Raw genomic sequence first — 26,569 nt, forward strand, 5'->3', positions numbered from 1 at the left:
GCTAAGCACGTGTGTTAAAGTTTTGAAGGATAAAAAATGCACCAAGGCAGTATGAAAGCCTGGCTGGAGTCATCTCACCTGTACGGATCGAATGCGACCTATGTGGAGGAGATGTACGAAGCCTATCAAGAGGACCCTACATCAGTTTCCGATGACTGGCGTGCGGTGTTTGACAATCTCCCTCCCGTTAACGGTGCCGCTTCGGATGCACCGGAAGCCAATCATACCAAGATCCGCGACTACTTCCGTACGCTGGCTCAGGATGGTCGTCGCAAGGGCGCTGCCCGTGTGACCGATCCTGAAGTCGACGCCAAGCAAGTGAAGGTGTTGCAGCTCATCAACGCTTACCGTTTCCGCGGCCACCAGAATGCGAATCTGGATCCGCTGGAGCTGTGGAAGCGTGACACAGTGGTTGAACTGGACCCTGCCTATCACGGCCTCGACGCCGACGATATGCAGCGCGAGTTCAACACAGGCTCGTTCGCTTACGGCGGCGAAACCCTGAAGCTGGGTGAGCTGGTCAAGGCGCTGAAGGCAACATACTGCGGCAATATCGGTGCCGAGTATATGCACATCACCGACACCGAAGAAAAGCGTTGGATCCAGCAGCGTCTGGAGCCTACCCTGGCTCGCGGTGCCTTTGATAAAGCAGTGAAGACCCGTATTCTTGAAGGTCTGAATGCCGCCGAAGGTATGGAAAAATACCTCGGTGCCAAGTTCCCCGGTGCCAAGCGCTTCTCATTGGAAGGTGGTGATGCGCTGGTACCTATGATGCGCGAAATCATTTACCGCGCAGGTGAAGCCGGTACCAAGGAAGTTGTGGTCGGTATGGCCCACCGCGGTCGTCTGAACCTGCTGGTGAACATCCTCGGTAAGCGTCCAGCCGAACTCTTTGACGAGTTCGCCGGTAAGCACGCCGACAGCTCTGGCTCAGGTGACGTGAAGTACCACCAGGGTTTCTCATCTGACTTTGCCACCCCGGGCGGCAACGTACACCTGGCGCTGGCGTTTAACCCGTCGCACCTGGAAATCGTTAACCCTGTGGTAATGGGCTCAGTGCGTGCCCGTCAGGACCGCCGTGGTTGCCAGGATGGCCTGTCTGTTATGCCAATCACTATTCACGGTGACTCGGCCATTGCAGGTCAGGGCATAGTGCAAGAGACATTCAACATGTCTCAGACCCGTGGTTTCCGTGTTGGCGGCTCTATCCGCATCGTGGTGAACAACCAGGTGGGCTTTACCACCTCGGCCCACCATGACGTGCGTTCTACCGAGTACTGTACCGACATCGCCAAGATGGTGCAGGCGCCAATTTTCCACGTGAATTCGGACGATCCGGAAGCGGTTGCCTTTGTGGCCCAGCTGGCCGTTGATTACCGTAACGCCTTCAAGCGTGACGTGGTGATTGACCTCGTGTGTTACCGTCGTCACGGTCACAACGAAGCTGACGAGCCAAGCGCCACTCAGCCGCTGATGTACCAGAAAATCAAAAAGCATCCAACGCCACGTAAGATTTACGCCGATAAACTCATCGCTGAAAGCAACATCAGCGCCGATGAAGTCACCGGCATGATCAACGACTACCGTGATGCGCTGGATAAAGGTGACTGCGTGGTCAAAGAGTGGCGTCCGATGACGCTGCACACCGTTGACTGGACACCTTACCTGAACCAGGACTGGACCGTGGCTTACGAGCCAACTGTGGGTCTGCCGCGCCTTACCGCGCTGGCCGAGAAGCTCGCCTATGTGCCAGCCTCGCACCCGCTGCAGTCCCGCGTTGCCAAGATTTACGGTGACCGCGAAGCCATGGCCAAAGGCGAGAAGCTGCTTGACTGGGGCTTTGCCGAGACCCTGGCCTACGCCACTATCCTTGAAGATAACAAGCGCGTGCGCATCACAGGTCAGGATTCTGGCCGTGGTACCTTCTTCCACCGTCATGCTGTGCTGCACAACCAAAACGATGCCACCACCTACATGCCGCTGCGTAACATCGCAGAGAATCAAGGTCCTGTGGACATCACTGACTCTGTGCTGTCAGAAGCCTCTGTACTGGCGTTCGAATACGGTTATGCCACTGCCGAGCCAGGCGGCCTGACCATTTGGGAAGCCCAGTTCGGTGACTTCGCCAACTGCGCCCAGGTTGTTATCGACCAGTTCCTGTCGTCCGGCGAGCAGAAGTGGGGCCGTCTGTGCGGTCTGACCATGCTGTTGCCACACGGCTACGAAGGCCAGGGCCCAGAGCACTCTTCAGCCCGTCTGGAGCGCTTCCTGCAGCTGTGTGCTAACCACAACATGCAGGTGGTTGTGCCTTCGACCCCAGCTCAGGTTTACCACATGCTGCGCCGTCAGGTTGTGCGCCCAATGCGCCGTCCTCTGGTGGTGATGTCACCTAAGTCACTGCTGCGTCACCCTCTGGCGGTGTCGTCGCTGGAAGAGCTGGCCAACGGCACCTTCCAGAACGTGATTGGTGAAATCGATACCCTGGATCCAAAAGCGGTTAATCGCGTGGTGTTCTGTAGCGGTAAGGTGTATTTCGAGCTGCTTGAGCGCCGTCGCAAGGAAAATATCACCAATGTAGCTATTATTCGTGTCGAGCAGCTGTATCCGTTCCCGGCCGAAGAAATGGCTGCGGCACTGGCAGACTATCAGCACGTGACCGATTTCGTATGGTGTCAGGAAGAGCCGCAAAACCAGGGCGCCTGGTATTGCAGCCAGCACCATTTCTGGGCAGCTATCCCCAAGGGAGCCAGCCTGACTTACGCCGGTCGTGAAGCCGCTGCAGCGCCTGCCTGTGGTTATCCCGAACTGCACGCGCACCAGCAGGAATCGCTGGTGGTTGACGCACTGAACTTGAAGTAACAGACATTTATAAAAAGGATAGCTTTCAATGAGTATCGATATTAAGGTACCCGTACTGCCCGAATCTGTGGCCGATGCCACCATCGCCACCTGGCACGTTAAGCCAGGCCAAGCGGTGTCCCGCGATCAGAACCTGGTTGATATTGAAACCGATAAAGTGGTTCTGGAAGTGGTTGCCCCTGAAGACGGCCACATCGCCGAGTTCCTGGCTCAGGAAGGTGATACCGTTCTGGGTGAGCAGGTAATTGCCAAGTTTATCGCCGGTGCTGTAGCCGGTCAGGAAGTGACCAAGGCTGAAGCCGAGGCCGCTGCTCCTGCAGCCGCCGCTGCCAGCGACGAGAGCAACGATGCCCTGAGCCCATCAGTGCGCCGTCTTATCGCCGAGCACAACCTGGATGCCAGCAAAATCAAAGGCACTGGTGTTGGCGGTCGTATCACCAAGGAAGACGTGGACGCGTTCGTTAAGAATGCTGCCAAGGCGCCTGCTGCCAAAGCCGCTGCCCCTGCGCCGGTTGCCCTGTCTGGCGATCGCTCAGACAAGCGCGTGCCTATGACCCGTCTGCGCAAGACCATTGCCAGCCGTCTGCTGGAAGCGAAAAACTCTACCGCCATGCTGACCACCTTCAACGAGGTCAACATGAAGCCAATCATGGATATCCGTAAGCAGTATCAGGATATATTCGAGAAGAAGCACGGTATCCGTCTGGGCTTTATGTCTTTCTACGTGAAAGCCGTAACCGAAGCTCTGAAGCGCTTCCCTGAAGTGAACGCGGCTATCGATGGCGATGACATCGTTTACCACAACTACTTTGACGTGAGCATCGCCGTGTCTACTCCACGTGGTCTGGTTACCCCAGTACTGCGCGACACCGACACCATGAGCCTGGCTGATATCGAGAAAGCGGTACGCGATCTCGCCATCAAAGGCCGTGACGGCAAGCTGACTGTGGAAGACATGACCGGTGGTAACTTCACCGTGACCAACGGCGGCGTATTCGGCTCGCTGATGTCTACCCCAATCCTGAACCTGCCACAGAGCGCTATCCTTGGTATGCACGCCATCAAGGATCGCCCAATGGCAGTCAATGGTCAGGTTGAAATCCTGCCCATGATGTACCTGGCTCTGTCTTATGACCACCGTATCATCGATGGTCGTGAGTCTGTTGGCTTCCTGGTGACCATCAAGGAATTCCTGGAAGACCCAACCCGTCTGCTGCTGGATATCTAATCAGCGGACTAAAAACCTCGTGACTGGCCCCTCGGGGCCAGTTGGATTTAAAACGTAGTATACGGATAGATCATCATGAACTTGCATGAGTATCAGGCAAAAGCCCTCTTTGCCGAATATGGTTTACCAGTGTCAGAAGGCTACGCCTGTGATACCCCTCAAGAAGCGGTAGAAGCAGCTGGTCGTATTGGCGGAAATCTGTGGGTAGTTAAGTGTCAGGTACACGCCGGTGGCCGCGGTAAGGCCGGTGGCGTTAAAGTGACCGGTGACAAAGAAGAGATCCGCGCCTTTGCCGAAAAATGGCTGGGCAAGAATCTGGTGACTTACCAGACTGACGAAAAAGGTCAGCCAGTTGCCAAGATCCTGGTGGAAAGCTGCACCGATATCGCCAAAGAACTGTACCTGGGCGCCGTAGTTGACCGTGCCACCCGTCGTGTGGTGTTCATGGCTTCTACCGAAGGCGGTGTTGAAATCGAAAAAGTGGCTGAAGAGACTCCTGAGCTCATTCACAAAGCCATCATCGACCCTATCACCGGTCCTCAGCCTTTCCAGGGCCGTGACCTGGGCTTTGCCCTGGGCCTGAACGCTGAGCAAATCAAGCAGTTCACCAAGATCTTCATGGGCCTGGCCCAGATGTTCCTGGATCACGACTTCGCACTGCTGGAAATCAACCCGCTGGTGATCACCACTGCCGGTAACCTGCACTGCCTGGACGGTAAGATTGGTGTAGACGGTAACGCGCTGTTCCGTCAGCCAAAAATCAAGCAAATGCACGATCCTTCACAGGACGACGCCCGTGAAGCTCACGCTGCCAAGTTTGAACTGAACTACGTAGCTCTGGGTGGTAACGTAGGTTGTATGGTGAACGGTGCCGGTCTCGCTATGGGTACCATGGACATCGTTAACCACCACGGCGGCCAGCCAGCCAACTTCCTCGACGTAGGCGGCGGCGCGACCAAAGAGCGCGTATCTGAAGCGTTCAAGATCATCCTGTCTGACAGCAACGTGAAAGCCGTTCTGGTGAACATTTTCGGTGGTATCGTGCGTTGTGACATGATCGCCGAAGGTATCATCGGTGCCGTTAAAGAAGTAGGCGTGAAGGTGCCTGTAGTTGTGCGTTTGGAAGGTACCAACGCTGAACTGGGTGCCAAAGTGCTGGCTGAATCTGGTCTGGACATCATTGCCGCCAAGAGCCTGACCGACGCTGCTCAGCAAGTAGTTAAAGCCGCGGAGGGCAAGTAATGTCTGTATTGATCAACAAAGATACCAAGGTAATCTGCCAGGGCTTTACCGGTGGTCAGGGTACTTTCCACTCTGAACAGGCTATTGCCTACGGTACGCAAATGGTTGGCGGTGTGTCTCCTGGTAAAGGCGGCACCACTCACCTGGGTCTGCCAGTGTTCAACACTGTAAAAGAAGCCGTTGCTGCCACTGGCGCCACAGCCTCTGTTATCTACGTTCCAGCTCCTTTCTGTAAAGATGCCATCCTCGAAGCTATCGACGGCGGCATTCAGCTGGTTGTATGTATCACCGAAGGTATCCCAACTCTGGACATGCTGCAGGTGAAAGTGAAGCTGGAGCAGACCGGCGTTCGTATGATTGGTCCTAACTGCCCAGGTGTTATCACCCCAGGTCAGTGCAAGATCGGTATCATGCCAGGTCACATCCACAAGCCAGGTAAAGTCGGTATCGTTTCACGTTCCGGCACCCTGACTTACGAAGCTGTTAAGCAGACCACTGACGAAGGCTTCGGCCAGTCTACCTGCGTCGGCATCGGCGGTGACCCAATCCCAGGTACCAACTTCATCGACGTACTGGAAATGTTCCAGAACGATCCACAGACTGAAGCCATCATCATGATCGGTGAAATCGGTGGTACTGCTGAAGAAGAAGCGGCTGCCTACATCAAGGCTAACGTGACCAAGCCAGTTGTGTCTTACATCGCCGGTGTAACTGCACCTGCCGGTAAGCGCATGGGCCACGCCGGTGCGATTATCGCCGGTGGTAAAGGCACTGCCGAAGACAAGTTCCGCGCTCTGGAAGCTGCCGGTGTAACCACCGTTCGCTCTCTGGCCGATATTGGCAAGGCGCTGCGTGAAAAGACTGGCTGGTAATCCCATCCGGTAACAAAAGGCGCCTCAGGGCGCCTTTTTTGTAGGTGTAGCTGTGTGTATTAACCCATTGATAGGCGTGGCATGTCTGTAATCGAAATCGTCTTTCCGCTCCTTTTTATTGCAGCCCTTGGCTATGGCGCCAGCCGCAGTGGCTGGTTTAACAGTGAGCACATTGCCGGCATCAGCAAATTTGCCTTTTATGTGTGTATTCCCGCGCTGCTGTTTTCCGCCATGCTCAAGGTGCCGCTTAAAGACAGCATCCGCCTGCCGGTACTGGCAAGCTTTTATATTCCTGTCGTGCTGAGCTTTGCCGCTACCCTGGTGCTTGCGCGCCACGCCCTTAAACGTTCGTACCGCGACTGCGCGGTGCTGGCCCTGGGCGGCAGCTATTCCAATACCTTGCTGGTTGGTTTACCTGTGATAGTGGCTGCCTTTGGCCCGGCGCAGATGGCGAGCGTATTTTTGATTATTCCGTTTCACAGCGCTGTGCTCTTTGGCCTCACCTTTTTGCTCGCCGGGCAGGGCAGGGGCGATGCTCTGGTTAAAAGCCTGCTGTTAAACCCTGTGGTGGCAAGTATTGGCCTCGGGCTGATTGGCAATGGGTTGGGGCTTAAGCTGCCTGAGATGCTGAACGTCAGCCTTGAGATGCTTGCCAAACCCGCCATCGCCTGCGCGCTCTTTGTGCTTGGCGCCAATCTGAACCAGTATCGGCTATCAAGGGCCATTGGGCTTACTGCGCTTTTAAGCGCGATTAAACTGCTGCTTCTGCCGCTGCTTATTTTTATGCTGGGGACCTTACTAGGCCTCAGTGAGCTTGAGCGGGCGGTAACTGTGCTGCTTGGCGCTTCGCCGCTTGGGGTCAACGCCTACCTTATTGCGACCCAGCTTAAACAGGACGGTGAGGTGATTGCCGGCGCCGTGGTGCTGTCATCGCTGCTTTGTGTCCTGTCTGTGATCTTCTGGTTAACTGTGTTAACGTGAGGCCACTTTTTGAGACCACCGCACGCTTGATGGGGCCGGTGCAGGAGCGTTTGCCATGATAATTACCACAACAGACCGACTGATTTTACGCCACTTTACTGAAGATGATGTGGATGCGCTGTTTTTGATGAACAGTGTGCCTGAAGTCCTGACTTACATTCCGATGGCGCCAATGACTGAGCGTGCAGAGGCCGAGAAGCTGCTGCATGAGGTGATTTTTGAAGACTATCGCCGCCGCGGTTTTGGCCGCTGGGCGGTAGAGCACAAGGCCAGTGGCAAGGTGATAGGCTTCTGTGGCCCTAAATATTTGCCTGAGTTTGATAAGGTAGAGCTGGGCTATCGCTACTTGCCTGAGTTTTGGGGGCAGGGCATCGGAAGCGAGGCGGCCCGCGCCGCGATTAATGAATTTAAACCCCGCCTTGGGATTGATGAAACGATAGCGCTTATCCTTGATGGCAACCTTGGCTCCATGGGCGTTGCCCGCCATATTGGTATGGAGGTGCTTCGCCGCGATACCTTTATGGAGCGCGACATTACCATCTTCCACAAATGGCTCTAGTATTAATCATCCATTCCAATCGCTGCCAGCCACAGTCGTGATTTATCCTGCACATTACGCAATCTTAGGTTGTTTTCGCTGGTGTAGCCTCTGGCTTTTCTCTCCCATGCGCGCTAGAGTGGTGCTCACGCGTTGGCCCTGACTGTCTGCCTAAATCATATCGGTCGCCAACGCGTTTCTGCATTCGCCTGAGCCTGGCAATTTCGCTTTGATATGAGACTTACCTGCATCCTGTGATGCGGGCAGTCAGGCTATTGGTGCGCAGCTCCTTGGGGGAGGCGCTGCGTTATTGTCGGTGCCCGGGAGTGGCCCGGACTTATATAAGTAGAGGAACCTGTGACAACACAACCCAAGATAGTGATCTCCGACGTGGACGTAGAACGCTTGGAGCGACTGCTGGAGGACTTTCCAGCCAAAGATCCCGCCAGACTGGCTTTGGAAGCCGAGCTTGGGCGGGCTGAGATTAGGCCATCCGCGAACATGCCGGACAATGTGGTGACCATGAATTCCAAAGTCCGGTTTCGGGTATCATCCTCCGCCGAGGAGTTTTGCCTGACGCTGGTGTACCCGCGCGGTGCAAACGGCGCTGATACCGTGTCCGTGATGGCGCCGGTTGGCAGCGCGCTGCTTGGTCTTGCCCAGGGCGCCGAAATCGACTGGCCGTGCCCGGGTGGCACCAGCAACCGGGTCAGGATTGAAGAAGTGGTGTATCAGCCCGAGCGTGCCGGCGACTATCACCGCTGACAGACACAAAAAAACCAGCGTCAGGCGCTGGTTTTTTTATGGGGCAAATTTATTACTCTTCGCCGTGGTCGCACTTGTCGTTGGTGCACACGCCATACAGGTACAGGCTGTGGTTGGTCAGCTTGATGTTGTGGCGCATGGCGATTTCATTCTGGCGGCGCTCAATCACTTCGTCGGTGAACTCAATCACTTTGCCACAGCTTAAGCACACCAGATGGTCGTGGTGATGCTGGGTAGACAGTTCAAACACGGCCTTACCGCTTTCAAAGTGATGGCGGGAAACGATACCGGCGTCATCAAACTGGTTCAGCACGCGGTAAACGGTGGCCAGACCGATTTCTTCGCCCAGATCGAGCAGCCTTTTGTACAGATCTTCGGCACTGATGTGCTGGTTATCCGGTTCTTGCATCAGCTCCAGGATTTTTACTCGTGGCAGGGTAACTTTCAAACCCGCTTTTTTCAGCGCCTGATTTCCATCTGTCATGGTTAATCTCTTGATTGCAGAACCATTGGGCTCTTCTGTGGACAATGGAAGTCATTATATGTGTCTCAATTCAAAACTTAAACCTTTGCGGGACGCTAATTTCGCCGCTGCAGGCATATTTGATGGCATATCGGTCAATGTACGCTTAAATCTGCATTAAGCCCTGATTTGAGTGAGGTTATACCAAGGCACAATTGCCAGAAAGTTGCAGTAATGGCAGTCTTTAAAAAAACAGAAGGAAAGGTGTCAGCATGTACCGGCATATCGTTGTTCTGACCGGCGCCGGGATCTCGGCCGAATCGGGGATCCGGACATTCAGGGATCAGCACGGACTTTGGGAAGAGCATCACATCGAAGATGTGGCCACCCCTGAAGGCTATCAGCGCGATCCCTTGTTGGTTGAGCGTTTTTATAATCAGCGCTGGGAGCAGCTCAAATCCGATGAGGTCGCCGCCAATGCCGCCCATGTGGCGCTGGCGCGGCTTGAAGCCGAGTTTGATGGCGAATTTATGCTGATCACCCAAAATGTGGACGATCTGCACGAGCGCGGCGGCAGTCGCAAGCTTATCCACATGCATGGCGAGCTGGTTAAGGGGCGCTGCCCCCGCTCCCGCCAGACCTTTTTACTGCGTGAACCCTTTGGCCCGGATAACCTCTGCACCTGCTGTATTCCGCCCCAGCGGCTTCGGCCCCACATCGTCTGGTTTGGTGAAATGCCCTTTGGGATGGATCGTATCCATGATTCGCTGGAGCGCTGTGATTTATTTATCGCCATCGGCACCTCGGGCACGGTTTACCCCGCCGCAGGATTTGTCGATATTGCCAATCACCATGGCGCGCAAACCGTTGAAATCAATTTGCTGCCAGCCGACCGCCACAGCCAGTTTCAGTGGCACCTTACCGGCGCGGCCGGCGCTTTGGTGCCAAGGCTGGTTGAGACCCTGCTGTCGGGCAAGAGCCTTTGCAGTCTTGCCGATGCGCTGAGCTGACAGGCGGCATAGGTTTCTTATCACCTCAATACCTAAAAACCTAAATACCTAAATACCTTAACGGGAGGACCGCAGATTGGAGCAGAAGCTTGCACTGTGCCTGCAAACACTCGCCGCGCAATACCATCCCAAGGCGCGGCTTGCCGTTATTCTGCGAGGCTTACCCGGCAGTGGCAAATCCCATTGGGTGAATGCCCTTTGTGAGGCGCTTCCCGCTGATGGCGGCACGCGCCTTCGACGAGCAGGCATTTTTTCGACCGATAATTTCTTTCTTCATCAGGGTGAATATCGCTTTGATGGCAATAAGCTTGCAATGAATCATCAACTCAATCTCGCCGCTTTTATTGAGGCGCTGGGAAGAGGTGAGCCGCTGGTGATTTGCGATAACACCAATCTTGCCCATTGGGAGTTTGTCGCTTACGAGGCGGCGGCCACTGCGCTTGGGTACGCCACTGTCAGGGTGTTGGTGGGCGACCCCCGAAGCCGCGCTCATCAAACGCTTTGTGCCGGACGTAATCAGCATGGTGTTTCGCTTGCCGCCATAACAAAAATGGCCAGGTCATTTGAAAAGTGAAACACTGATTGTTTCTGTTATGAAATCAAAAAGTTTATTTTACGTTAATTTTGTTTGTGTTCAGGTGCGACAGTTCAAAATTAATTTCAGAATTTGTAAAAAAGTTATTCGAAACACCATGCCATAACAGGGTGATTCAGCGCATCCACATCAATTCGTTTGTTATTCTAAATAAGTCACTTAGGGAGATTAAGTTAATCAGAATAACGAATGGGTGACGGTAATATTTGTTTTTTAATCGTGATTTAAGTTAATTCAATATTCATGCGGTTTAACGGGTGGTTTTCAATTGTAACCTGCTGTGATACATCTCACTCCCCCGAGCAAATTCAAATCAATCAAAACAATATTCTGTTTATCGCTCTGTTTATCTTATGGTTTTTCATACGGTAAACATTCAGGGGATTTCGCCAGCTTGGCATGCAATTAACAGCAAGGAATTGACATTGAAAACTAAAATCGCGCTCGCCATTTCGATGGCACTGTTTTCCGGCGTTTCAGCCGCCGGAGCCGCTGACATATCCTTATCACAGGGTCTTGAGAATTATCAGGGGCGACAAAATGAGCTGTCCAATTCTCAGGTAAAGTTTATTGCCGAGCCTGAACTTGGCGATGAAGTCCATACTTATATCGTGCGCCTGGTCGATAAAGCGGTCGCCAATTACGATGGCGAGGTTACCGGATATAAAGCCACCGCCCCGCAGCGCGCCCGGGCTCAAAATACTGACAATAGCGGCAAACTGAATGTGCGCAAACCGGAAGTGCGCGCCTACGCCAGCTATCTGAAGACCAAACAAGACAGCTTTATGAACCGTGCCCGCGCATCCGCCGGCGGCGAGCTTGAGTTTGTTACCTCATTCCAGTACGCCTTTAACGGTGTGGCGCTGCGGATGACCCAGGCGCAGGCGCAAAAACTGTCAACCTTGCCGGAAGTGGCTTTTGTTGAACGTGAGCGTCTTGAAACGCTGGAAACCGATGCGAGCCAAGCGCTTATCGGTTCACCCGCCATTTGGGATGGCAGCGCAACTGGCGTGAAGGCCATGGGTGAGGGCGTCATTGTCGGTATTATCGACTCGGGTATCAACTCAGATCATCCCTCCTTTGCTGACATTGGCGGTGACGGTTATGACCACACCAACCCCTGGGGGCAGGGCGTATATTCCGGTGACTGTAAGACCGAATTTGCCAGCATGTGTAACGACAAACTGATTGGCGTGCACAGCTACCCCGAAATCACCAGCATTTATGACGATGCCGCCGTGTTTGGCGCCACGCCACCTGCGAAAAACGGTGAGGATTACGGCGGCCACGGCTCACACGTTGCCGGCACCGCTGCGGGTAACATTCTGAAAAACGTTCCCTTTGTTCAGGGCGAGCAGGGCAAACTCGTTGGCGACGGTATCGATACCGGGCTTAAGTTCGAGCAGATGTCCGGTGTGGCGCCCCACGCCAACGTGGTGGCATTCCAGATTTGTCGCCCGGGCAACAGCGGCGACACCTACAGCGGCTGCCCATCATCGGCAACCCTGAAGGCTCTCGATGATGCGCTCAAAAACGGCGTTGATGTGCTTAACTATTCCATCAGCGGCGGCGGTCATCCGTGGCGCAGTGCGGTGGAGCTTGGTTTCCTTGCAGCCCGCAACGCCGGTATTTTTGTGGCGGCAGCTGCCGGTAACACCCGCACCAATATAGCGCAGGTGCCATACACCACGCCCAAACATTCACCCTGGTACACCTCGGTGGCCAACTCCACCCACGACCGTGATATTGCCCAGCAATTAACCCTCGGCGACAAGAAGTTTGACTTCACCCCGTCAGGCCCTGCTCTGACCAGCGCCGTCAGCGGCCAGTTGGTTTTCGCAGGCTCGGTGGACAGCACTAATTTCCTCGGTTGTAACGCGTTTGCGGCCGATGCATTTAAAGACAAGGTTGCCCTTATCAAGCGCGGCAGCTGCGCCTTCTCTGTCAAGGTGACCAATGCGGTCGCCGCCGGCGCCAAGGCCGTGGTGGTGTTTAACAGTGACGGCAATGGCAATGCCCGTTTTGGTATGTCAGGGCTTGATAACGCCACTGTGCCTGCCATCGGCATTGGTAACGAAGATGGCCTGGCGATTGTGAAATTGCTCGAAGCGAACCCCGGCCTTGAAATCACCATCGACCCGGCGCTGGCGCTGAAAAAGAAACCTGCCGACATTCTGGCGGCGTCATCTCTGCTTGGCCCCAATAGCTCAATCGATGTGATGGTGCCTTATGTGGCTGCGCCCGGCTCCGATATCTACGCCGCCTATGCCGATGAGCAGTATGGCCATGATAAAACCGGCACAGATCCCGCCGACTTTACCCTGATGAGCGGCACCTCGATGGCAAGTCCCCATGTGGCCGGTGCCGGTGCGCTGCTGAAGTCACTGCATAAAGACTGGACCCCGGACAATATCCGCTCGGCCTTGATGCTGACCGCAACCGGCGCTGAGGCGATGAAAAAGGCCGATGGCAAAACCACTGCTGATCCATTTGATGTGGGCGCAGGCCGTATTCGCGTTGACCTCGCCGCCAAGACCGGTCTGGTGATGGATGAAAATGCCCTCAATTACGAAATTGCCAACCCGGATATCGGCGGCGACCCGCGTAAGCTCAACCTGCCGTCCATGCAGGACAGCAAGTGCGTTAATAGCTGCAGCTGGACCCGTAAAGTCACGGCCACGGCCGATGGCAGCTGGAGCGCGGCGGTTGAGTCGGTGAAAGGCGAGGTGAGCTACAAGGTTGAGCCAGCGAGTTTCAATCTCAAAAAAGGCGAAAGCCAGCTCATCACTGTCACTGCCGATGTGTCCAAACTCGGTGAGGATTGGGGCTTTGCCAATCTCAAACTGAGCTCAGATGCATTCCCGCTCGCCGCAATGCCGGTGGTGGTCAAGGCGGCCAAGCGCAACTTGCCTGCGACCATCACAGTGAACGCATCCCGCAGCGCCGACGAGATGAACATTAAAGACCTTAAGGCCCTCGACCTGCCGGATATCAAGGTGAGCTCAGCAGGCATTGCTTTGTCTCAAACCCAGGAAGACAAAGTCGGTCAGGACAGCACCACCGACAAGCCATTCGATAACCTCGATGAAGTGGCGGTGTATAAGTTTGCCGTGCCTGAAGGCTCGCTGTATTTCACGGCCTCCATTGCATACACCACGTCACCGGATCTCGACATGTACGTGATTTCCGGAGGCAAAGTCGTGGCGCAGTCTGCCCGTGACGGCTCAAAAGAATCGGTACTCCTGAGTAACCCCGCTGCCGGCGATTACTTTGTGGTGGTGCAAAACTATGCCGCCTCAGGTGACGGCGTCGCCGACGTGTTCGGCCTTAAGTCACTCATCCTTGATAATACCGCCAGCGACAATTTTGAAGTGAAACTCGCCGGTGACAATCAGGGCTTTGATCTGAACCTCGCGTGGGATGTGAATGCCCTTGCCGGTGACGATGGTCTGGCGGTTGTTCGCCTTGAAACCTCAGACAGCAAAGTCGCGCCGGTTAACCTGCCTGTGGTGTTTACCCGCGTGGCGGACGACGTTACCCCACCGGCGCAAACTCGCCTGAGCGGTGAAGTGGAGCCCGGTAAGGCCATCACAGTGGTCAACACCATTGCTGCCAACCGTACCCAGGAAACCCGCAGCTATGTGCTGAGCGCCGAGGTGCCGGTAGGGCAGGAAGTCGCCAACATTAGCCATGGCGGCGTGCAAACCGGCAGCAGCATTCAGTGGAAACTGGATCTGGCGTCAGGCGAAGCGGCGAAAGACGTGAGCTTCGACCTTATCCCGCGCAAATCTGGCAGCGACAAGGCGCTGGTGCTGACCAACAAGGTGGATAATGCCACCGCCAAGGTTATCAGCGACAGCTACAGCTTTGATGTGCGTGAAGTGAAGCCGGTTGCCAAGGTCAATGCCCCTGAGGCCTTCCTTGAAGGGATGCGGATTAAACTTGATGGCAGCGTGTCCAGCGATGCCAACGGCGATGCGCTGACCTACGAGTGGACCCAGCTTGGCGGTAAAACAGTCAAAGTGCAAAAAGATGCACCGGCGCTGACCTTTATCACGCCTTACACAGATGGCTCGCCTGAGACCCTGTCGTTTAACCTGAAAGTCACCGACACTCAGGGTAACAGCGACTCGACCCTGGTGTCTGTGTCGGTCACGCCAAACAACAGACCAGACGGCGGCTCACTGGGCTGGCTGGCGCTGGTACTGGCCCCTCTGGCGTTCCTGCGTCGTAAACTGAAGTGATATTGTCTCTAGCTTGAAGCATAAGCCCGGCACTTGCCGGGCTTATTTTTTGGGGAGAGTGCACCGCTATCCGCTATCTGTGCTCCAGCAAAAACTCCACAAAGGCGCGGTCGGCCTTGCCCACCGGGCGCTTTTTCTTCCAGGCAATGTGCAGGTCCAGAAACACCCTCGGCTCAAACGGCCGTTTCTCGATTCGATCCTGCGCCGAAATCACCATGTCGAGCACACTGGTGATGGCAAATCCCTGGGACACCAGCTGCTTAATCAGGTTTATCAGGTTGGTTTCAAAGGCGATATTGGGGCTGATGTCCCGCTCGCGCGCCTGAGATAACAACCATTCGCGGTGAAAATAGCCGGGTTTGAACATTACCAGTTCATAGGCAAGAAAATCCTCAAGCGTTACCGCGCTTTCGCTGCAAAGGGGATGCTCCGGCCCCATGGCGACCACCATTTCTTCGGTCAGCAGCAGGCAGGAGTCAAACTCGTCGGTTAAATCCCGGGCGGTAATGATGGCGATATCCACCTCTTCGCGCTCCAGCATCCGCAGGGCATCCCGGGTGCCGCCTTCAAAGAGACTGAGCTTGAGTCCGGGGTTACGGTGACGAAATGCCATCAGCCGTGAGGGCAGGTAAAACGAGCCCAGCATGCCCGGCACGGCGATGCGCACTTCGCCTTCACTGAGGTTGGCCATGGCGCGAATTTGTGCCCGTGCCTGGTTTAACTGATTGAGAATGAGCCGCGCGTGCCCGAGCAGCGCCTCGCCTTCGGCGGTAAAGCTTATTCCCTTGTCGTTCATGCCCTGACTGCGGTTTATCAGCACCACGCCGAGGGACTGCTCCAGCTTTTTGATGCTTTGGCTCAGCGCCGGCTGCGCCATGTTGAGCCGTTTGGCGGCGCGGGTAAAGCTGCTGCTTTCACCGATAGCCACTAAGTGACTGAGTTGTTTGATGTCCATAATGTCACCTGCTAAAACATAACAATAACCAATCAATTCGATATGAAATATCTATTATCTGTATGTTAGCGCTCTGCGTTAGCCTGTTTCAAGCGCAGGTTCCGGGTGGTGGAGATTTCAGGTGAACGGCAGAATTTCAAGGGTGGAAGCCAAGCGGCTGATTTATGGTCTGTCATTGGCCTCTATCGTGGTGTACATCAATCTGTACCTGATGCAGGGCATGCTGCCGATGCTGAGTGAGCGATTTATGCTTGGCGGCGGCGAGAGTTCGCTGGTGCTGTCGGTGACCAGTTTTTCGCTGGCGTTTTCGCTGCTTGGTTTTGCTCTGGCGTCCGATGCCATCGGCAGGTTCCGGCCTATGATGCTGGCGCTGTGGCTGCTTGCGCTTTCCAATCCGCTGATGCTGCTTATTGAGAGCTGGCACGGCTTTTTGGGGCTCAGGCTCATTCAGGGTGTATTGCTTGCGGCCGTGCCTGCCATTGCCATGGCGTTTTTGCGTGAGCGCTTGCCACTGGCCGCGCTTATCAAGGCGGCGGCCTTTTACATTGCCGCCAACAGTTTTGGCGGCATAGTGGGCAGGCTCCTTGGTGGTGCGATGGCGCAGCACCTGGACTGGCAAGGCTCGGTGCTGGCACTGTCGCTGTTGACTCTGCTGGCGGTCGCTGTGTGCCATCTGTTGCTGCGACCTGCCGCTGACAGCGGCCGTCACCGGGTTCGTGAAACAAAACCCTGGCGCGGCTTTGCCCTGCACCTTGGCCGCGCCGAATTACGGCTTTTGTATCTCCTTGGCGGCCTTGCCTTTATGGTGATGGTTAACCAGTTCAGTTTTATTCAGCTGCATTTACTCAAGACGCCGTTTGAGTGGAGTCGCTTTGAGGTGACGTTGATATTCCTTTGTTATCTGAGCGGTACCCTGAGCGCGTATCGCTCGGCTGCGGTGGTGGCAAGGCTTGGGGTAATGGGGCTTTTTTGTGCGTCGCTGCTTTTGATGGTGGCAGGCTCGCTGCTCACCCTGATTGACACGGCGCCAGCGATTATCGGCGGCTTTTTGATGACCGCCTGTGGTTTTTTCCTTATCCATGCCTGCTGCAACAGCCAGGTTGCGCTTAAGGCCACTGGGCACAGGGCCAAGGCATCGGCGCTGTATCTGTGCTGTTACTACCTTGGCGCGGCGCTGGGCGGCCCCTTTTTAATGCCGTTCTGGCAGCAGGGCGGCTGGGGCGGGGTGGTGGCGGGCTCGTTGCTGCTGCTTGGCGTGGCCGCCTTGGTTATGTACCGCCTTGGCCGGCGGTTAGCCGCTGACAGCGCACCAAAGCCGGAAATCACGGCGCAGGATGAGCCGTCTGGTGCTGTGCTGCCGCTTGCTGAGCCTGGCTGTAAGGCCTGCTAGCGCAGCAACTGGTATTCTACGCACAAATAACCTGCGTCAGTCGTCGGCGCCGTCATTGAGGTAGTGCTTACGGTCAAGCTCGTACTTGCGCATCTTGTCGTAAAGGGTTTTTCGCGGCAGATCGAGCTGCTCCATGGTCAACTTGATTGAGCCGCGATTGTGCGCCAGTGCATCTTCAATCAGCACCCGCTCAAAAAATTCCACCCGCTGCATGAGTGACATGCCTGAATGCAGCGCGGCGCTGCCGCCCATGCTCGCGGCAAAGGCCGACTCGGCCCCAAGCAGTACGTAGCGCTCGGCGAGATTACGCAGCTCGCGCACGTTGCCGGGCCAGTCGTGGGTTGCCATGCGGCCAAGGTGGTCGGCGCTTGGGTAAATCAGCTCCCTGTGATAGCGCGCCGAGGCAATGCGGGCAAAATGCAGAAACAGCAGCGGAATGTCTTCCCGTCGCTCCTTCAATGGCGGAATAGGGATAGTCACCAGATTGAGCCGATAGAGTAGATCGCGGCGAAATTCGCCGGTATCACAAAGGCTTGCCAAATCGACCTTGGTCGCCGCGACCACCCTGATATCGAGCGGTATCGCTTTGTTGGAGCCAAGGCGCTCGACTTTACGGTCTTCCAAAACCCGCAATAATTTGACCTGAAGCGACAGTGGCGTGGACTCAATCTCATCCAGAAACAGGGTACCGCCGTTGGCAAATTCAAACTTGCCGACCCGCACTTTATCGATGCCGGTAAAGGCACCGGCTTCGGCGCCAAAAAGCTCGCTTTCAATAAGGTTTTCGGGAATGGCACCGCAGTTGATGGCGACAAAGTTTGCCTTGTGGCGCGGGCTGTGGTCGTGCAGACAGCGGGCAACCAGCTCTTTGCCGGTGCCGGTTTCGCCTTCAATCAGCACGTCGGCCGGGGTGGTCACCACCATGTCGATAAGCGCGCGCAGTCGCACTATGCCCGGGCTGTTCCCGAGAATGCGTGGTCCGGCGATGGCGTGGGATTCGAGCGCCTTTTTCAGGCGGCGGTTTTCCAGTGTCAGCGCCCGTTTATCGAGCGCGCGGCGCACCACATCGAGCATATGCTCGTTATTGAAGGGTTTTTCCAGAAAATCATAGGCGCCTTGCTTAAGGGCGCTGACCGCCATGGCGATATCGCCAAAACCGGTGAGCAGAATAACCGGCAGACTCGGATCTTTGGCCTGACAACTGCCGAGCAGCGAAATGCCATCGAGCCCCGGCATGTTGACATCGCTTATCACCACGCCCGGCCAGTCGGCGTGAATGGCCGCAGCCGCCGCTGTCGGGTCGTTGGTTGCCTTGGCCTGAATGCCTTCAAGCTCAAACAGCTGCGCAAGCACTGTGCCGATATGCGGCTCGTCATCGACGATAAGCACCTGAACATGATGAAGATTATCAAGACTCATATTGTCCCTTGTCATTGGATGGCCGCGGCAGGCAGATATCGAATATTGCGCCGCCCTCAGCGGCATTGGCAAGGCGGATTTGCCCCTGCATCGACTCGACTATTTTGCGTGAAATCGACAGCCCCAATCCCAGCCCCTGACGCTCGCTGGTGGTGTAGTAGGGCTCGAATATTTTTTCCATCAGGCTCTCACGCACCCCGGGACCTGAATCCTGAATGCGGATAATCAGCGGATCGCCGTCTATCAGGCTGATGTTAAGCTGCTTTCCTTTGCTCTGGCTCATGGCGTTGACGGCGTTGCTGATAAGGTTGACCAGCACCTGCTGTAATCGGGTCCCGTCGCACCAGAGGCTTGGCAGATGGCCATGCTGCGCCACCTTAAGGCTCACCCGCTGCTTATCAAGCTCGGGCTGAACTATGGTCAGCGCCTGGGTCAGGCACTCACTCAGGTCAACGGCGCTGTCTTTGCCATGGGATTTGCGGGTAAAGCTTTTAAATTGGGCCACTATGTCGGCAAGGCGGTCGGTGAGCTCGAGGATAATGCCAAGGTTGGCTCTGGCGCGGTCGGTCATATCGCGCTCAAGCAGGGTCTGGGTGTTCTGCGTGTAGCTTCTTATGGCTGCAAGTGGCTGATTAAGCTCATGATTGATGCTTGCTGACAGGGTGCCGACCACCGTCAGTTTGGCTGCCTGAATGAGTTCATCCTGGGTGTCTTTCAGTTCAGTGTTGGCGGCCTCAAGCGCTGCGGTGCGCTCCCTGACCCTGAGTTCAAGCTCGTCACGCGATGCCTGCATCCGCTCAAGGCTTAAGCGCCGCTCCCGCTGCAGCAGGGTAAACAGCAGCAGCAAACCGTAGCAGGTGGCGGCAAGAAGCAGCGCCTGACGCAGCGCGTCATAAAGCGGCGCAAGCGGCGTGAGCACATGCACCCGCCAGCCGGCCTTGACCATGTCTTCGGCGGTTTCAAGAAAATCCTGCGCGGCGCTGCCCTGACCGATGCGATAGCGTCCGGGCGTGGCAGTTGCCCCCTGATAGGCTGGCTGCAGCGCAAGCTCCTTAACGGCCCGCTTGGCGTAACGCTTGGTTGCATTCAGGGCATTGCGTTTGTTGTTGGTGATTTGCGTCAGTGAGTTCAGGCGCCAGTCGTCGCGGTTGCTGGCAAAGACGATATCGTCGGGGTCGGTGATGATAAAGTCATAGCCGCCGGCCTTGGCAACCCCGGCGGCCTGCTCTTCCAAATCGGCCACATCCAGTTTGACTACGATGGCGCCAAGCACGCTGCCCCGATGCAGCACTGGAAACGAAAAGTAATAGCCGCGCCTGTCAGAGGCGGTGCCAACGGCATAATAGTTGCCCTGACGGCCGGCAATGGCGTCGGTGAAATAGGGCCTGAAGGAGTAATCCTGGCCAATAAAGGAGTAGTCTTCCTGCCAGTTGCTTGCTGCCACCGCAATGCCGAGGGCATCGATAAGGTAGATGTCGGATGCTTCGGTAACATGGCGGATTTCTTCCAGATACAGATTAAGCGCCGTAATACGCTCTTTATCCTGTTGATTCAACAGTGCCTCGGCCAGCACCGGGTTGGTCGACAACACATGGGGAATGGTTTCAAAACGGGACAGCACTGAGTCAAGCAGGTGTACCAGCTCCGACAGCTGCTTTTTAGAGCCGTCGCCAAGCTCGCGCATGCCGCTGTAAAGCTGCCACACCCAGGTAAGGTACAGCACCCCAATCAGGCCGATAAGGGCAAGCAGGGTATAGCGAAGCCGGCGAAGGTTGTATGCAGATAGGGCCATCTTGCTTGATTCTCAACAGAAAAAGCCACAGTAATTCTATGGCTTAGGCTCGCTTAAAAAGGCGCAGCAATCAAGTCACTGCGCCTTTTTGTTGTTAAGCGAAGCCAGGACCCGGGCGTTTAAAAGCCCTTAAGGCTGTCCAGATACTCAGGCAGAAACAGGCTGATTTGCGGCACATAGGTAATAAGCACCAAAAAGCCCAGCATCAACACCAGCCACGGCAGACAGGCATGGATAACCCAACCTATGCTGCGTCCGGTAATGCCGGCGGTCACAAACAGGTTAAGCCCCACCGGCGGCGTAAGCATGCCGATTTCCATGTTCACCACCATGATGATGCCAAGATGGATAGGGTCGATACCCAGCTGTACCGCAATCGGGAACAAAATCGGCGCCATGATGAGCAATATCGCCGATGGCTCCATAAAGTTGCCCGCAGCCAACAGCAGCAGGTTGACTATGATCAGGAATCCCCATGGCGGCAGGCCCCAGCCAACAATGGTTTCGGCGATGATGTGGGGAATGCGCTCTGTGGTCAGCACGTGGGCAAACAACATGGCGTTGGCGATGATAAACAGCAGCATAATGCTGACCTTGGCGCCGTCGCGCACCACCTGACGTACTTCTTTGTCGGCAGGGGTTTTCAAAAGCCCAAGCAGCACATGCCAGAGGTTGCGGCCAATGGCGGCGGCAATGGCTTCACCGTCTTTACGCCAGGGCACGTTTTTAAGTGGCCCAATATCACGATAGCCAAACACGGCAACAAGGTAAGCATACACACATGCTACGGCCGCCGCCTCGGTGGGACTCGCCACGCCGCCATAAATCGAGCCAAGTACGATAAAAATCAGCGCAAGGCCGCCAAGCGCCTTGGCACTTGAGATTGTCAGCGCCTGAATGCCGGGGAAGGGGCGGGAAGGCAGGTTCTTGAATCTGGCGACTATGTAGATGGCAAGCATCAGCAAACAGCCCATCAGGAGCCCTGGAATTAGCCCCGCCATAAACATGCGGGCGGCCGACACCTCGGTGGCAGCGGCATACACCAGCATCACAATGGAGGGCGGAATAAGAATGCCCAGGGTGCCCGAGGTGGTGATAACCCCGGCTGCAAACTTTTGCGGGTAGCCGGCGCGAACCATGCCGACAATCACAATAGAGCCGATGGCGGCTACTGTGGCGGGCGATGAGCCGGATACCGCCGCAAACAGCATACAGGCCATCACAGAGGCCATGGCGAGACCGCCTTTGATATGGCCCACGCTGTCCATGGCAAAGTCGATGATGCGCCTGGCCACGCCGCCGGTAGACAAAAACGCCGACGACAGGATAAAGAACGGGATCGCGAGCAGGGTATAGTGCTCCGAGGTTGCTTCATAGAGCTTAAGTGCCACCGAGGCCAGCGAATCGTTGGAAAACAATAAGATGGTTAACATGCTGGAAAAGCCCAGCGCGATGGCAATCGGCATGCCAAGCAGCATGCACACCAGCAGGGTTAAAAACAGGGTGGCTATGGTCATGACCTGGCTCCGTCATTGTCGCTTTTCTCTTTCGGCAAATCGTCTGCGCTATGGCTCGTGATATCGGCGCCATCGGCAAGCTGCATGCTCTCTTTGGCTTCATCATGGAAACTGAAACCCACCGAGGTGCCGCGCACGATTGCAATAGACAATTCAATAAAGCGCCATGTGAGCATAGAAAACCCAAGCAGCAGAATGCTTTGGCTGAGCCACAGCGGCACGGCCGGATCTTCTGGGTCAATTCGCAGCACATCCCAGGCAAACTCGTCGCTCATGGTTTTCATCAGCAGTGCCGGCACGTCGATATCCTCCATGCCAACGCCAATCTGATACATTTGCGACAAATAATCCCAGCTGCCTTTGATGAAAAGGCCGCAGTACACAAGACAAATCAGCACAGCCGCGATGGCGCAGAGGCGCCTTGGGCCAGGCGGCAGCTTTTTCACGAAGGCATCGACGCCGATATGGGCACCGACCTTGATGCCGTAAGACATGCCAAACAGGACAAACCAACCGCACAGGGTCAGGGTCAGCTCCTGGATCCATAAAAAGCCGGTATTGAAAAAGAAGCGCGCCACCACTTCGGCAAATACCAGCAAAGTCATCAAGGTGATAAGCAGGTTCAGCACACCTTCTTCGACATAGGCAAAAATTCGAGATATCACTTAGGCTCTCCCCGGGATTTTGTACCATCCATGGTCAATCATCGTCCCTGGTTAAAAGGCGGGTGGGGCCGAAGCCCCTAAGGTTCAGCGCTTATTGGCGCTGAGGGCGGCATCAATCAAGTCTTTGCCGATTTTCTCTTCAAACTGTGACCAGACAGGGCGCATGGCGTCGACCCAGGCCTGACGCTGCTCGGGTGTCAGGCTCACCAGAGTGACGCGCTTGCTGTCGAGGATGAGCTGGCGATCTTCAATGTCCTTTTCCAGCGACAGCTTGTTGCCATACACCACAGCTTCGTCGAGGGCGGCCTTGATGATGTCACGCTTGTCTTTTGGCAGGCTCTTCCAGAAGGTTTCTGAGGTAACGAGCATGTAATCCAGCACGCCGTGATTACTCTCGGTGATATGGGACTGCACTTCGTAAAACTTCTTGGAATAGGTGTTGGACCAGGTGTTTTCCTGTCCATCAATGGCGCGGGTTTGCAGCAGGGTAAAAACCTCGGAGAAGGGCTTTTTCACCGGCACGGCGCCCACGGCATCAAACTGGGCGGCAATCACGTCAGACGGCATGATGCGGAATTTCTGCCCCTTGGCATCGGCCGGCAGCGACAGCGCCTTGTTGGCAGAAAACTGCTTCATGCCGTTGTGCAGGTAGCCAAGGCCGACAATCCCTTTGCGGTTCATTGAGTTGAGCAGGGACTGACCCGCTTCACTTTGCTGGAAGGCATCCACAGCGGCCATGTCATCGAACAGGAACGGTAAATCAAAGATCTGCAGTTTTTTGGTGTAACGCTCAAACTTCGACAGCGACGGCGCGACCAACTGCACGTCATTGAGCAGCAATGCCGCCAGCTCGTTGTTGTCGCCAAAGAGTTGTGAGTTGGGGAACACACTGACCTTGTACTCGCCGGGCAGGCGGGTTTCAACCAGCTCTTTGAATTTCAGTGCCATTTGCCCCTTGGGGGTGTTTTCGGCCACGACGTGGGAGAATTTGATTTCCACCGGCTCGGCCCAGGCTGTCAGGCTGAAGCCGAGCAGGGCAGCTACTAAGCCCAGCTTTGGTTTGCTGAAGAGACGTGGCTTGCTTAAGAAACGTTGCAGGGGTGAGGTTTGTTGCTGTTTCATCGGGTTAGTTCCTTAAATTATTGCTGTTGTAGTCCTTCTCCTTAGGGCTCACATTGAACGACGGGTGCCCCCAGAGGTGTGTTTGTTAAAGGCAAGTAACAGGCCAACACGAGAGCAACATGTTTAAGTGTTTGTTAATAATGTGTTTGTTTGTGGAGTTGTTGCAATGTGGCAGTGACTGCTGTGGACTTTTTGGGTGGAATGCCGCCTAGGGACGGAGGTGTGATGGGTGGAAATCCACCCATTTCCCAATCGCATTCCTTGGAGGACATACACTTTTAAATGCGGGGCGTAGGGGCTTCGTCGCGGCTTATGCTCGGTAACTGCTATTGGGCATCTGCTGATTGTTATGTCGCGGCTCCTTGTGATTTACCCTTTACTTTGGCGGGTTCAGGTGTTTAAGCACGGCATCGCTTGGCAGTAACTCGAGGTGGCCACGCTCATCAAAATACCAACCGTTGATAAAGCCTTTCTGGCGCATGGCCATCAGGTTATGCAGTATTTCCCGTGCCTCACGCAGGGCTGTCTCCTGATCGCATCCGTGCAATCGCTTAAGGTAAGCGGCAATGCTGTCCAGTGAGGCTGACTGGCTGACGTTGGCCATGGACCTATCCTTTGTTGGGCTGTGGGGCGCAAAATGTACCCGGTTTGCGAGTACCCCATTTGCCAAATAAAAGCGTACCCGGGTTTACTCAGCATAGGCTAAAAGTACGACCTTCTCTAAAGGAGTAGCAGAGAAATAACGCGCTGGCTTGAGAGCGTACCTCCGGCAAATGTCGCTTTGTCGGGCGCTGTGGTTTTCTATCCGGACAAGAGGCTGGTAGAATGATAAAATTTTCGACCCATTAGGCCGAGTCCGGCCGTTACGTTTGATAGGTTAGTGTCCGATATGACTGTTAAAACCCGTTTTGCCCCAAGCCCTACCGGTTTTCTGCACGTGGGCGGTGCCCGCACTGCGCTGTATTCCTGGCTTCACGCCCGTGCCAACAAGGGTGAGTTTGTGCTGCGCATCGAAGATACCGACCTGGAGCGCTCAACCCAGGAAGCGGTGGATGCGATTATGGAAGGTATGGCGTGGCTGGATCTGAACTGGGATGAAGGTCCGTACTATCAGACCAAGCGTTTTGACCGTTATAACGAAATCATCGACCAGATGCTTAAAGCCGGCACTGCCTACAAGTGTTACTGCTCCAAAGAACGTCTGGAAGCCGTGCGTGAAGAGCAGGCCGCCAAAGGCGAACGTCAGAAGTACGATGGTTGCTGCCGCGGCGCAGCGCCCCGCGCCGATGACGTGCCACACGTGGTGCGCTTCCTAAACCCACAGGGCGGCAGCGTGGTGTTTGACGACCAGGTACGTGGCCGCATCGAAATTTCCAACGAAGAGCTGGACGACCTCATCATTCGCCGTACCGACGGCAGCCCGACCTATAACTTCTGTGTGGTGGTGGACGATTGGGATATGGGCATCACCCACGTTATCCGTGGTGAAGACCATATCAACAACACGCCGCGCCAGATTAATATTCTTAAGGCCCTTGGTGCGCCTATCCCTGAATACGGCCACGTGTCGATGATTTTGGGTGATGATGGTGCCAAGCTGTCCAAGCGCCATGGCGCCGTGAGCGTGATGCAGTACCGTGATGACGGCTATCTGCCGGAAGCGCTGCTTAACTATCTGGTGCGTCTGGGTTGGTCCCATGGCGATCAGGAGATCTTCACCCGTGAAGAGATGGTTGAGTTTTTCAATGTGCACGACATCAATAAAGCCGCTTCTGCCTTTAACAGCGATAAGCTGCTGTGGCTGAACCAGCACTATATTAAGTCACTCGATCCTGAATATGTGGCCAAGCACCTGGAGTGGCACATGAAAGATCAGGGGATAGATACCAGCAATGGTCCTAAGCTTGCCGAGGTAGTGACTGCACTGTCTGAGCGCGCCAAGACCCTTAAAGAGCTGGCCGCATCCAGCCGCTATTTCTATGAAGACTTTGAAGAGTTTGATGCCGAGCAGGCCAAAAAGCATCTGCGCGGTGTCGCGCTGGAGCCGCTGAAGCTGGTGCAGCAGAAACTGGCCGCTCTGACCGAGTGGACCCGTGAAGCTATCCATCAGGCTATCGAAGATACCGCCACTGAACTTGAGATTGGTATGGGCAAGGTTGGCATGCCACTGCGTGTTGCCGTGACCGGGGCAGGGCAGTCACCAGGCCTTGATATTACCCTTGAACTCATTGGCAGAGCCCGTTCTGAGCAAAGAATCTCCAAAGCGGTTGATTTTGTAGCAGATAGGATAAATTCCTAAAAAAGGCGTTGACACATTTTGGTGTGCTGCATAGAATGCGCCACGCAGTCGAGACACGGTGTCAGCAACGCTGGCAGCACACTCAAATGCAGTAAGAGAAGTACGGGGTTATAGCTCAGCTGGGAGAGCGCTTGCATGGCATGCAAGAGGTCCGCGGTTCGATCCCGCGTAGCTCCACCACCTTCTCTTGTCCAGGGTCACCTTCGTCTAGAGGCCTAGGACACCGCCAACTTTCTCTGGGTAGAGAGTCGGCGGTAACAGTGGTTCGAATCCCCTAGGGGATGCCAAACTCTTTTAAGCGAGTCTAAACACTTAAGTCCGGGGTCCCCTTCGTCTAGAGGCCTAGGACACCGCCCTTTCACGGCGGTAACAGGGGTTCGAATCCCCTAGGGGATGCCACGCTCTTTTAAGCGAGTCTAAACACTTAAGTCCGGGGTCCCCTTCGTCTAGAGGCCTAGGACACCGCCCTTTCACGGCGGTAACAGGGGTTCGAATCCCCTAGGGGATGCCAAACTCTTTTAAGCGAGTCTAAACACTTAAGTCCGGGGTCCCCTTCGTCTAGAGGCCTAGGACACCGCCCTTTCACGGCGGTAACAGGGGTTCGAATCCCCTA

At 55.3% G+C, this 26,569-nt stretch carries 20 protein-coding genes, 4 tRNA genes and 1 pseudogene; 17 read left to right on the forward strand and 8 right to left on the reverse strand.

Annotation, left to right across the window (positions count from 1 at the left end; translation table 11 throughout):
* Window positions 1-36: 36 nt before the first annotated feature.
* The 7 genes from sucA (at window position 37) to rnk (ending at window position 8,485) form a co-directional block, all read left to right on the forward strand.
* Window positions 37-2,859, forward strand: a complete 2,823-nt coding sequence (gene sucA / locus KJI95_RS10820; protein WP_214507201.1) for a 2-oxoglutarate dehydrogenase E1 component — start codon at window positions 37-39, stop codon at window positions 2,857-2,859.
* Window positions 2,860-2,887: 28 nt separating this feature from the next.
* The gene (odhB, locus tag KJI95_RS10825) at window positions 2,888-4,087 is read left to right on the forward strand and encodes a 2-oxoglutarate dehydrogenase complex dihydrolipoyllysine-residue succinyltransferase (RefSeq protein ID WP_214507202.1); all 1,200 of its coding nucleotides are present in this window, start codon (window positions 2,888-2,890) and stop codon (window positions 4,085-4,087) included.
* Between the two features lie 75 nt (window positions 4,088-4,162).
* The gene (gene sucC / locus KJI95_RS10830; RefSeq protein ID WP_214507203.1) at window positions 4,163-5,329 is read left to right on the forward strand and encodes an ADP-forming succinate--CoA ligase subunit beta; all 1,167 of its coding nucleotides are present in this window, start codon (window positions 4,163-4,165) and stop codon (window positions 5,327-5,329) included.
* Window positions 5,329-6,201 carry a succinate--CoA ligase subunit alpha gene (gene sucD, locus KJI95_RS10835; RefSeq protein ID WP_214507204.1) on the forward strand — a complete coding sequence of 291 codons (873 nt, stop codon included), beginning with the start codon at window positions 5,329-5,331 and terminating at the stop codon, window positions 6,199-6,201. The genes sucC and sucD overlap by 1 nt, the downstream gene beginning before the upstream one ends.
* An 81-nt stretch (window positions 6,202-6,282) precedes the next feature.
* Window positions 6,283-7,182, forward strand: a complete 900-nt coding sequence (locus KJI95_RS10840; RefSeq protein WP_214507205.1) for an AEC family transporter — start codon at window positions 6,283-6,285, stop codon at window positions 7,180-7,182.
* A gap of 58 nt (window positions 7,183-7,240) precedes the next feature.
* On the forward strand, window positions 7,241-7,741 hold the full coding sequence (locus KJI95_RS10845; protein WP_214507244.1) for a GNAT family N-acetyltransferase: 501 nt from the start codon (window positions 7,241-7,243) through the stop codon (window positions 7,739-7,741).
* A gap of 336 nt (window positions 7,742-8,077) precedes the next feature.
* Window positions 8,078-8,485, forward strand: a complete 408-nt coding sequence (rnk, locus tag KJI95_RS10850) for a nucleoside diphosphate kinase regulator (RefSeq protein WP_214507206.1) — start codon at window positions 8,078-8,080, stop codon at window positions 8,483-8,485.
* A 52-nt stretch (window positions 8,486-8,537) separates the two neighbouring features.
* Here the strand turns inward: rnk and fur are convergent, their stop codons facing one another.
* Window positions 8,538-8,969 carry a ferric iron uptake transcriptional regulator gene (gene fur / locus KJI95_RS10855; protein WP_214507207.1) on the reverse strand — a complete coding sequence of 144 codons (432 nt, stop codon included), beginning with the start codon at window positions 8,967-8,969 and terminating at the stop codon, window positions 8,538-8,540.
* Window positions 8,970-9,220: 251 nt separating this feature from the next.
* Here fur and cobB point away from each other — a divergent pair, with 251 nt between their 5' ends.
* From cobB to KJI95_RS19605, 3 genes are all read left to right on the forward strand, one after another.
* On the forward strand, window positions 9,221-9,958 hold the full coding sequence (gene cobB, locus KJI95_RS10860; protein WP_214507208.1) for a Sir2 family NAD+-dependent deacetylase: 738 nt from the start codon (window positions 9,221-9,223) through the stop codon (window positions 9,956-9,958).
* Between the two features lie 76 nt (window positions 9,959-10,034).
* Entirely contained in the window at window positions 10,035-10,532 is a 498-nt protein-coding gene (locus KJI95_RS10865; protein ID WP_250885761.1) for an ATP-binding protein, read from the forward strand.
* Between the two features lie 446 nt (window positions 10,533-10,978).
* Window positions 10,979-14,797 carry a S8 family serine peptidase gene (locus KJI95_RS19605; protein WP_284730703.1) on the forward strand — a complete coding sequence of 1,273 codons (3,819 nt, stop codon included), beginning with the start codon at window positions 10,979-10,981 and terminating at the stop codon, window positions 14,795-14,797.
* A gap of 73 nt (window positions 14,798-14,870) precedes the next feature.
* Here the strand turns inward: KJI95_RS19605 and KJI95_RS10875 are convergent, their stop codons facing one another.
* Entirely contained in the window at window positions 14,871-15,752 is an 882-nt protein-coding gene (locus tag KJI95_RS10875; RefSeq protein ID WP_214507209.1) for a LysR family transcriptional regulator, read from the reverse strand.
* A 121-nt stretch (window positions 15,753-15,873) separates the two neighbouring features.
* Between KJI95_RS10875 and KJI95_RS10880 the strand changes: the two genes are divergently transcribed.
* Complete coding sequence (locus KJI95_RS10880) at window positions 15,874-17,142, forward strand: MFS transporter (protein WP_349356729.1); 1,269 nt, start codon at window positions 15,874-15,876, stop codon at window positions 17,140-17,142.
* Window positions 17,143-17,178: 36 nt separating this feature from the next.
* Here the strand turns inward: KJI95_RS10880 and KJI95_RS10885 are convergent, their stop codons facing one another.
* The 6 genes from KJI95_RS10885 to KJI95_RS10910 form a co-directional block, all read right to left on the reverse strand.
* Entirely contained in the window at window positions 17,179-18,561 is a 1,383-nt protein-coding gene (locus KJI95_RS10885) for a sigma-54-dependent transcriptional regulator (RefSeq protein ID WP_214507210.1), read from the reverse strand.
* A complete protein-coding gene (locus KJI95_RS10890; protein ID WP_214507211.1) occupies window positions 18,551-20,353 on the reverse strand; it encodes a sensor histidine kinase in 1,803 nt (600 codons plus the stop codon). The genes KJI95_RS10885 and KJI95_RS10890 overlap by 11 nt, the downstream gene beginning before the upstream one ends.
* Before the next feature lie 119 nt (window positions 20,354-20,472).
* Entirely contained in the window at window positions 20,473-21,870 is a 1,398-nt protein-coding gene (locus tag KJI95_RS10895) for a TRAP transporter large permease (RefSeq protein WP_214507212.1), read from the reverse strand.
* Window positions 21,867-22,535 carry a TRAP transporter small permease gene (locus tag KJI95_RS10900; protein ID WP_214507213.1) on the reverse strand — a complete coding sequence of 223 codons (669 nt, stop codon included), beginning with the start codon at window positions 22,533-22,535 and terminating at the stop codon, window positions 21,867-21,869. Before KJI95_RS10900 ends, KJI95_RS10895 begins: the two co-directional genes overlap by 4 nt.
* A gap of 84 nt (window positions 22,536-22,619) precedes the next feature.
* Complete coding sequence (locus KJI95_RS10905; RefSeq protein ID WP_214507214.1) at window positions 22,620-23,657, reverse strand: TRAP transporter substrate-binding protein; 1,038 nt, start codon at window positions 23,655-23,657, stop codon at window positions 22,620-22,622.
* Between the two features lie 376 nt (window positions 23,658-24,033).
* The gene (locus KJI95_RS10910; RefSeq protein WP_214507215.1) at window positions 24,034-24,261 is read right to left on the reverse strand and encodes a hypothetical protein; all 228 of its coding nucleotides are present in this window, start codon (window positions 24,259-24,261) and stop codon (window positions 24,034-24,036) included.
* Between the two features lie 285 nt (window positions 24,262-24,546).
* Here KJI95_RS10910 and gltX point away from each other — a divergent pair, with 285 nt between their 5' ends.
* The 6 genes and pseudogenes from gltX to KJI95_RS10940 all read left to right on the forward strand — a co-directional run bounded on the left by gltX (window position 24,547) and on the right by KJI95_RS10940 (window position 26,569).
* On the forward strand, window positions 24,547-25,956 hold the full coding sequence (gene gltX / locus KJI95_RS10915; protein ID WP_214507216.1) for a glutamate--tRNA ligase: 1,410 nt from the start codon (window positions 24,547-24,549) through the stop codon (window positions 25,954-25,956).
* 104 nt (window positions 25,957-26,060) lie between these two features.
* Window positions 26,061-26,136, forward strand: a tRNA-Ala gene (locus tag KJI95_RS10920).
* Window positions 26,137-26,152: 16 nt separating this feature from the next.
* Window positions 26,153-26,243, forward strand: a pseudogene (locus KJI95_RS10925).
* A 36-nt stretch (window positions 26,244-26,279) separates the two neighbouring features.
* Window positions 26,280-26,355 (forward strand) — tRNA-Glu (locus KJI95_RS10930).
* Window positions 26,356-26,391: 36 nt separating this feature from the next.
* Window positions 26,392-26,467: transfer RNA gene (locus KJI95_RS10935), tRNA-Glu, on the forward strand.
* Window positions 26,468-26,511: 44 nt separating this feature from the next.
* Window positions 26,512-26,569: transfer RNA gene (locus KJI95_RS10940), tRNA-Glu, on the forward strand.

This window comes from Shewanella jiangmenensis (genome assembly GCF_018596335.1).
In the GTDB taxonomy this organism is placed as follows: domain Bacteria; phylum Pseudomonadota; class Gammaproteobacteria; order Enterobacterales; family Shewanellaceae; genus Shewanella; species Shewanella jiangmenensis.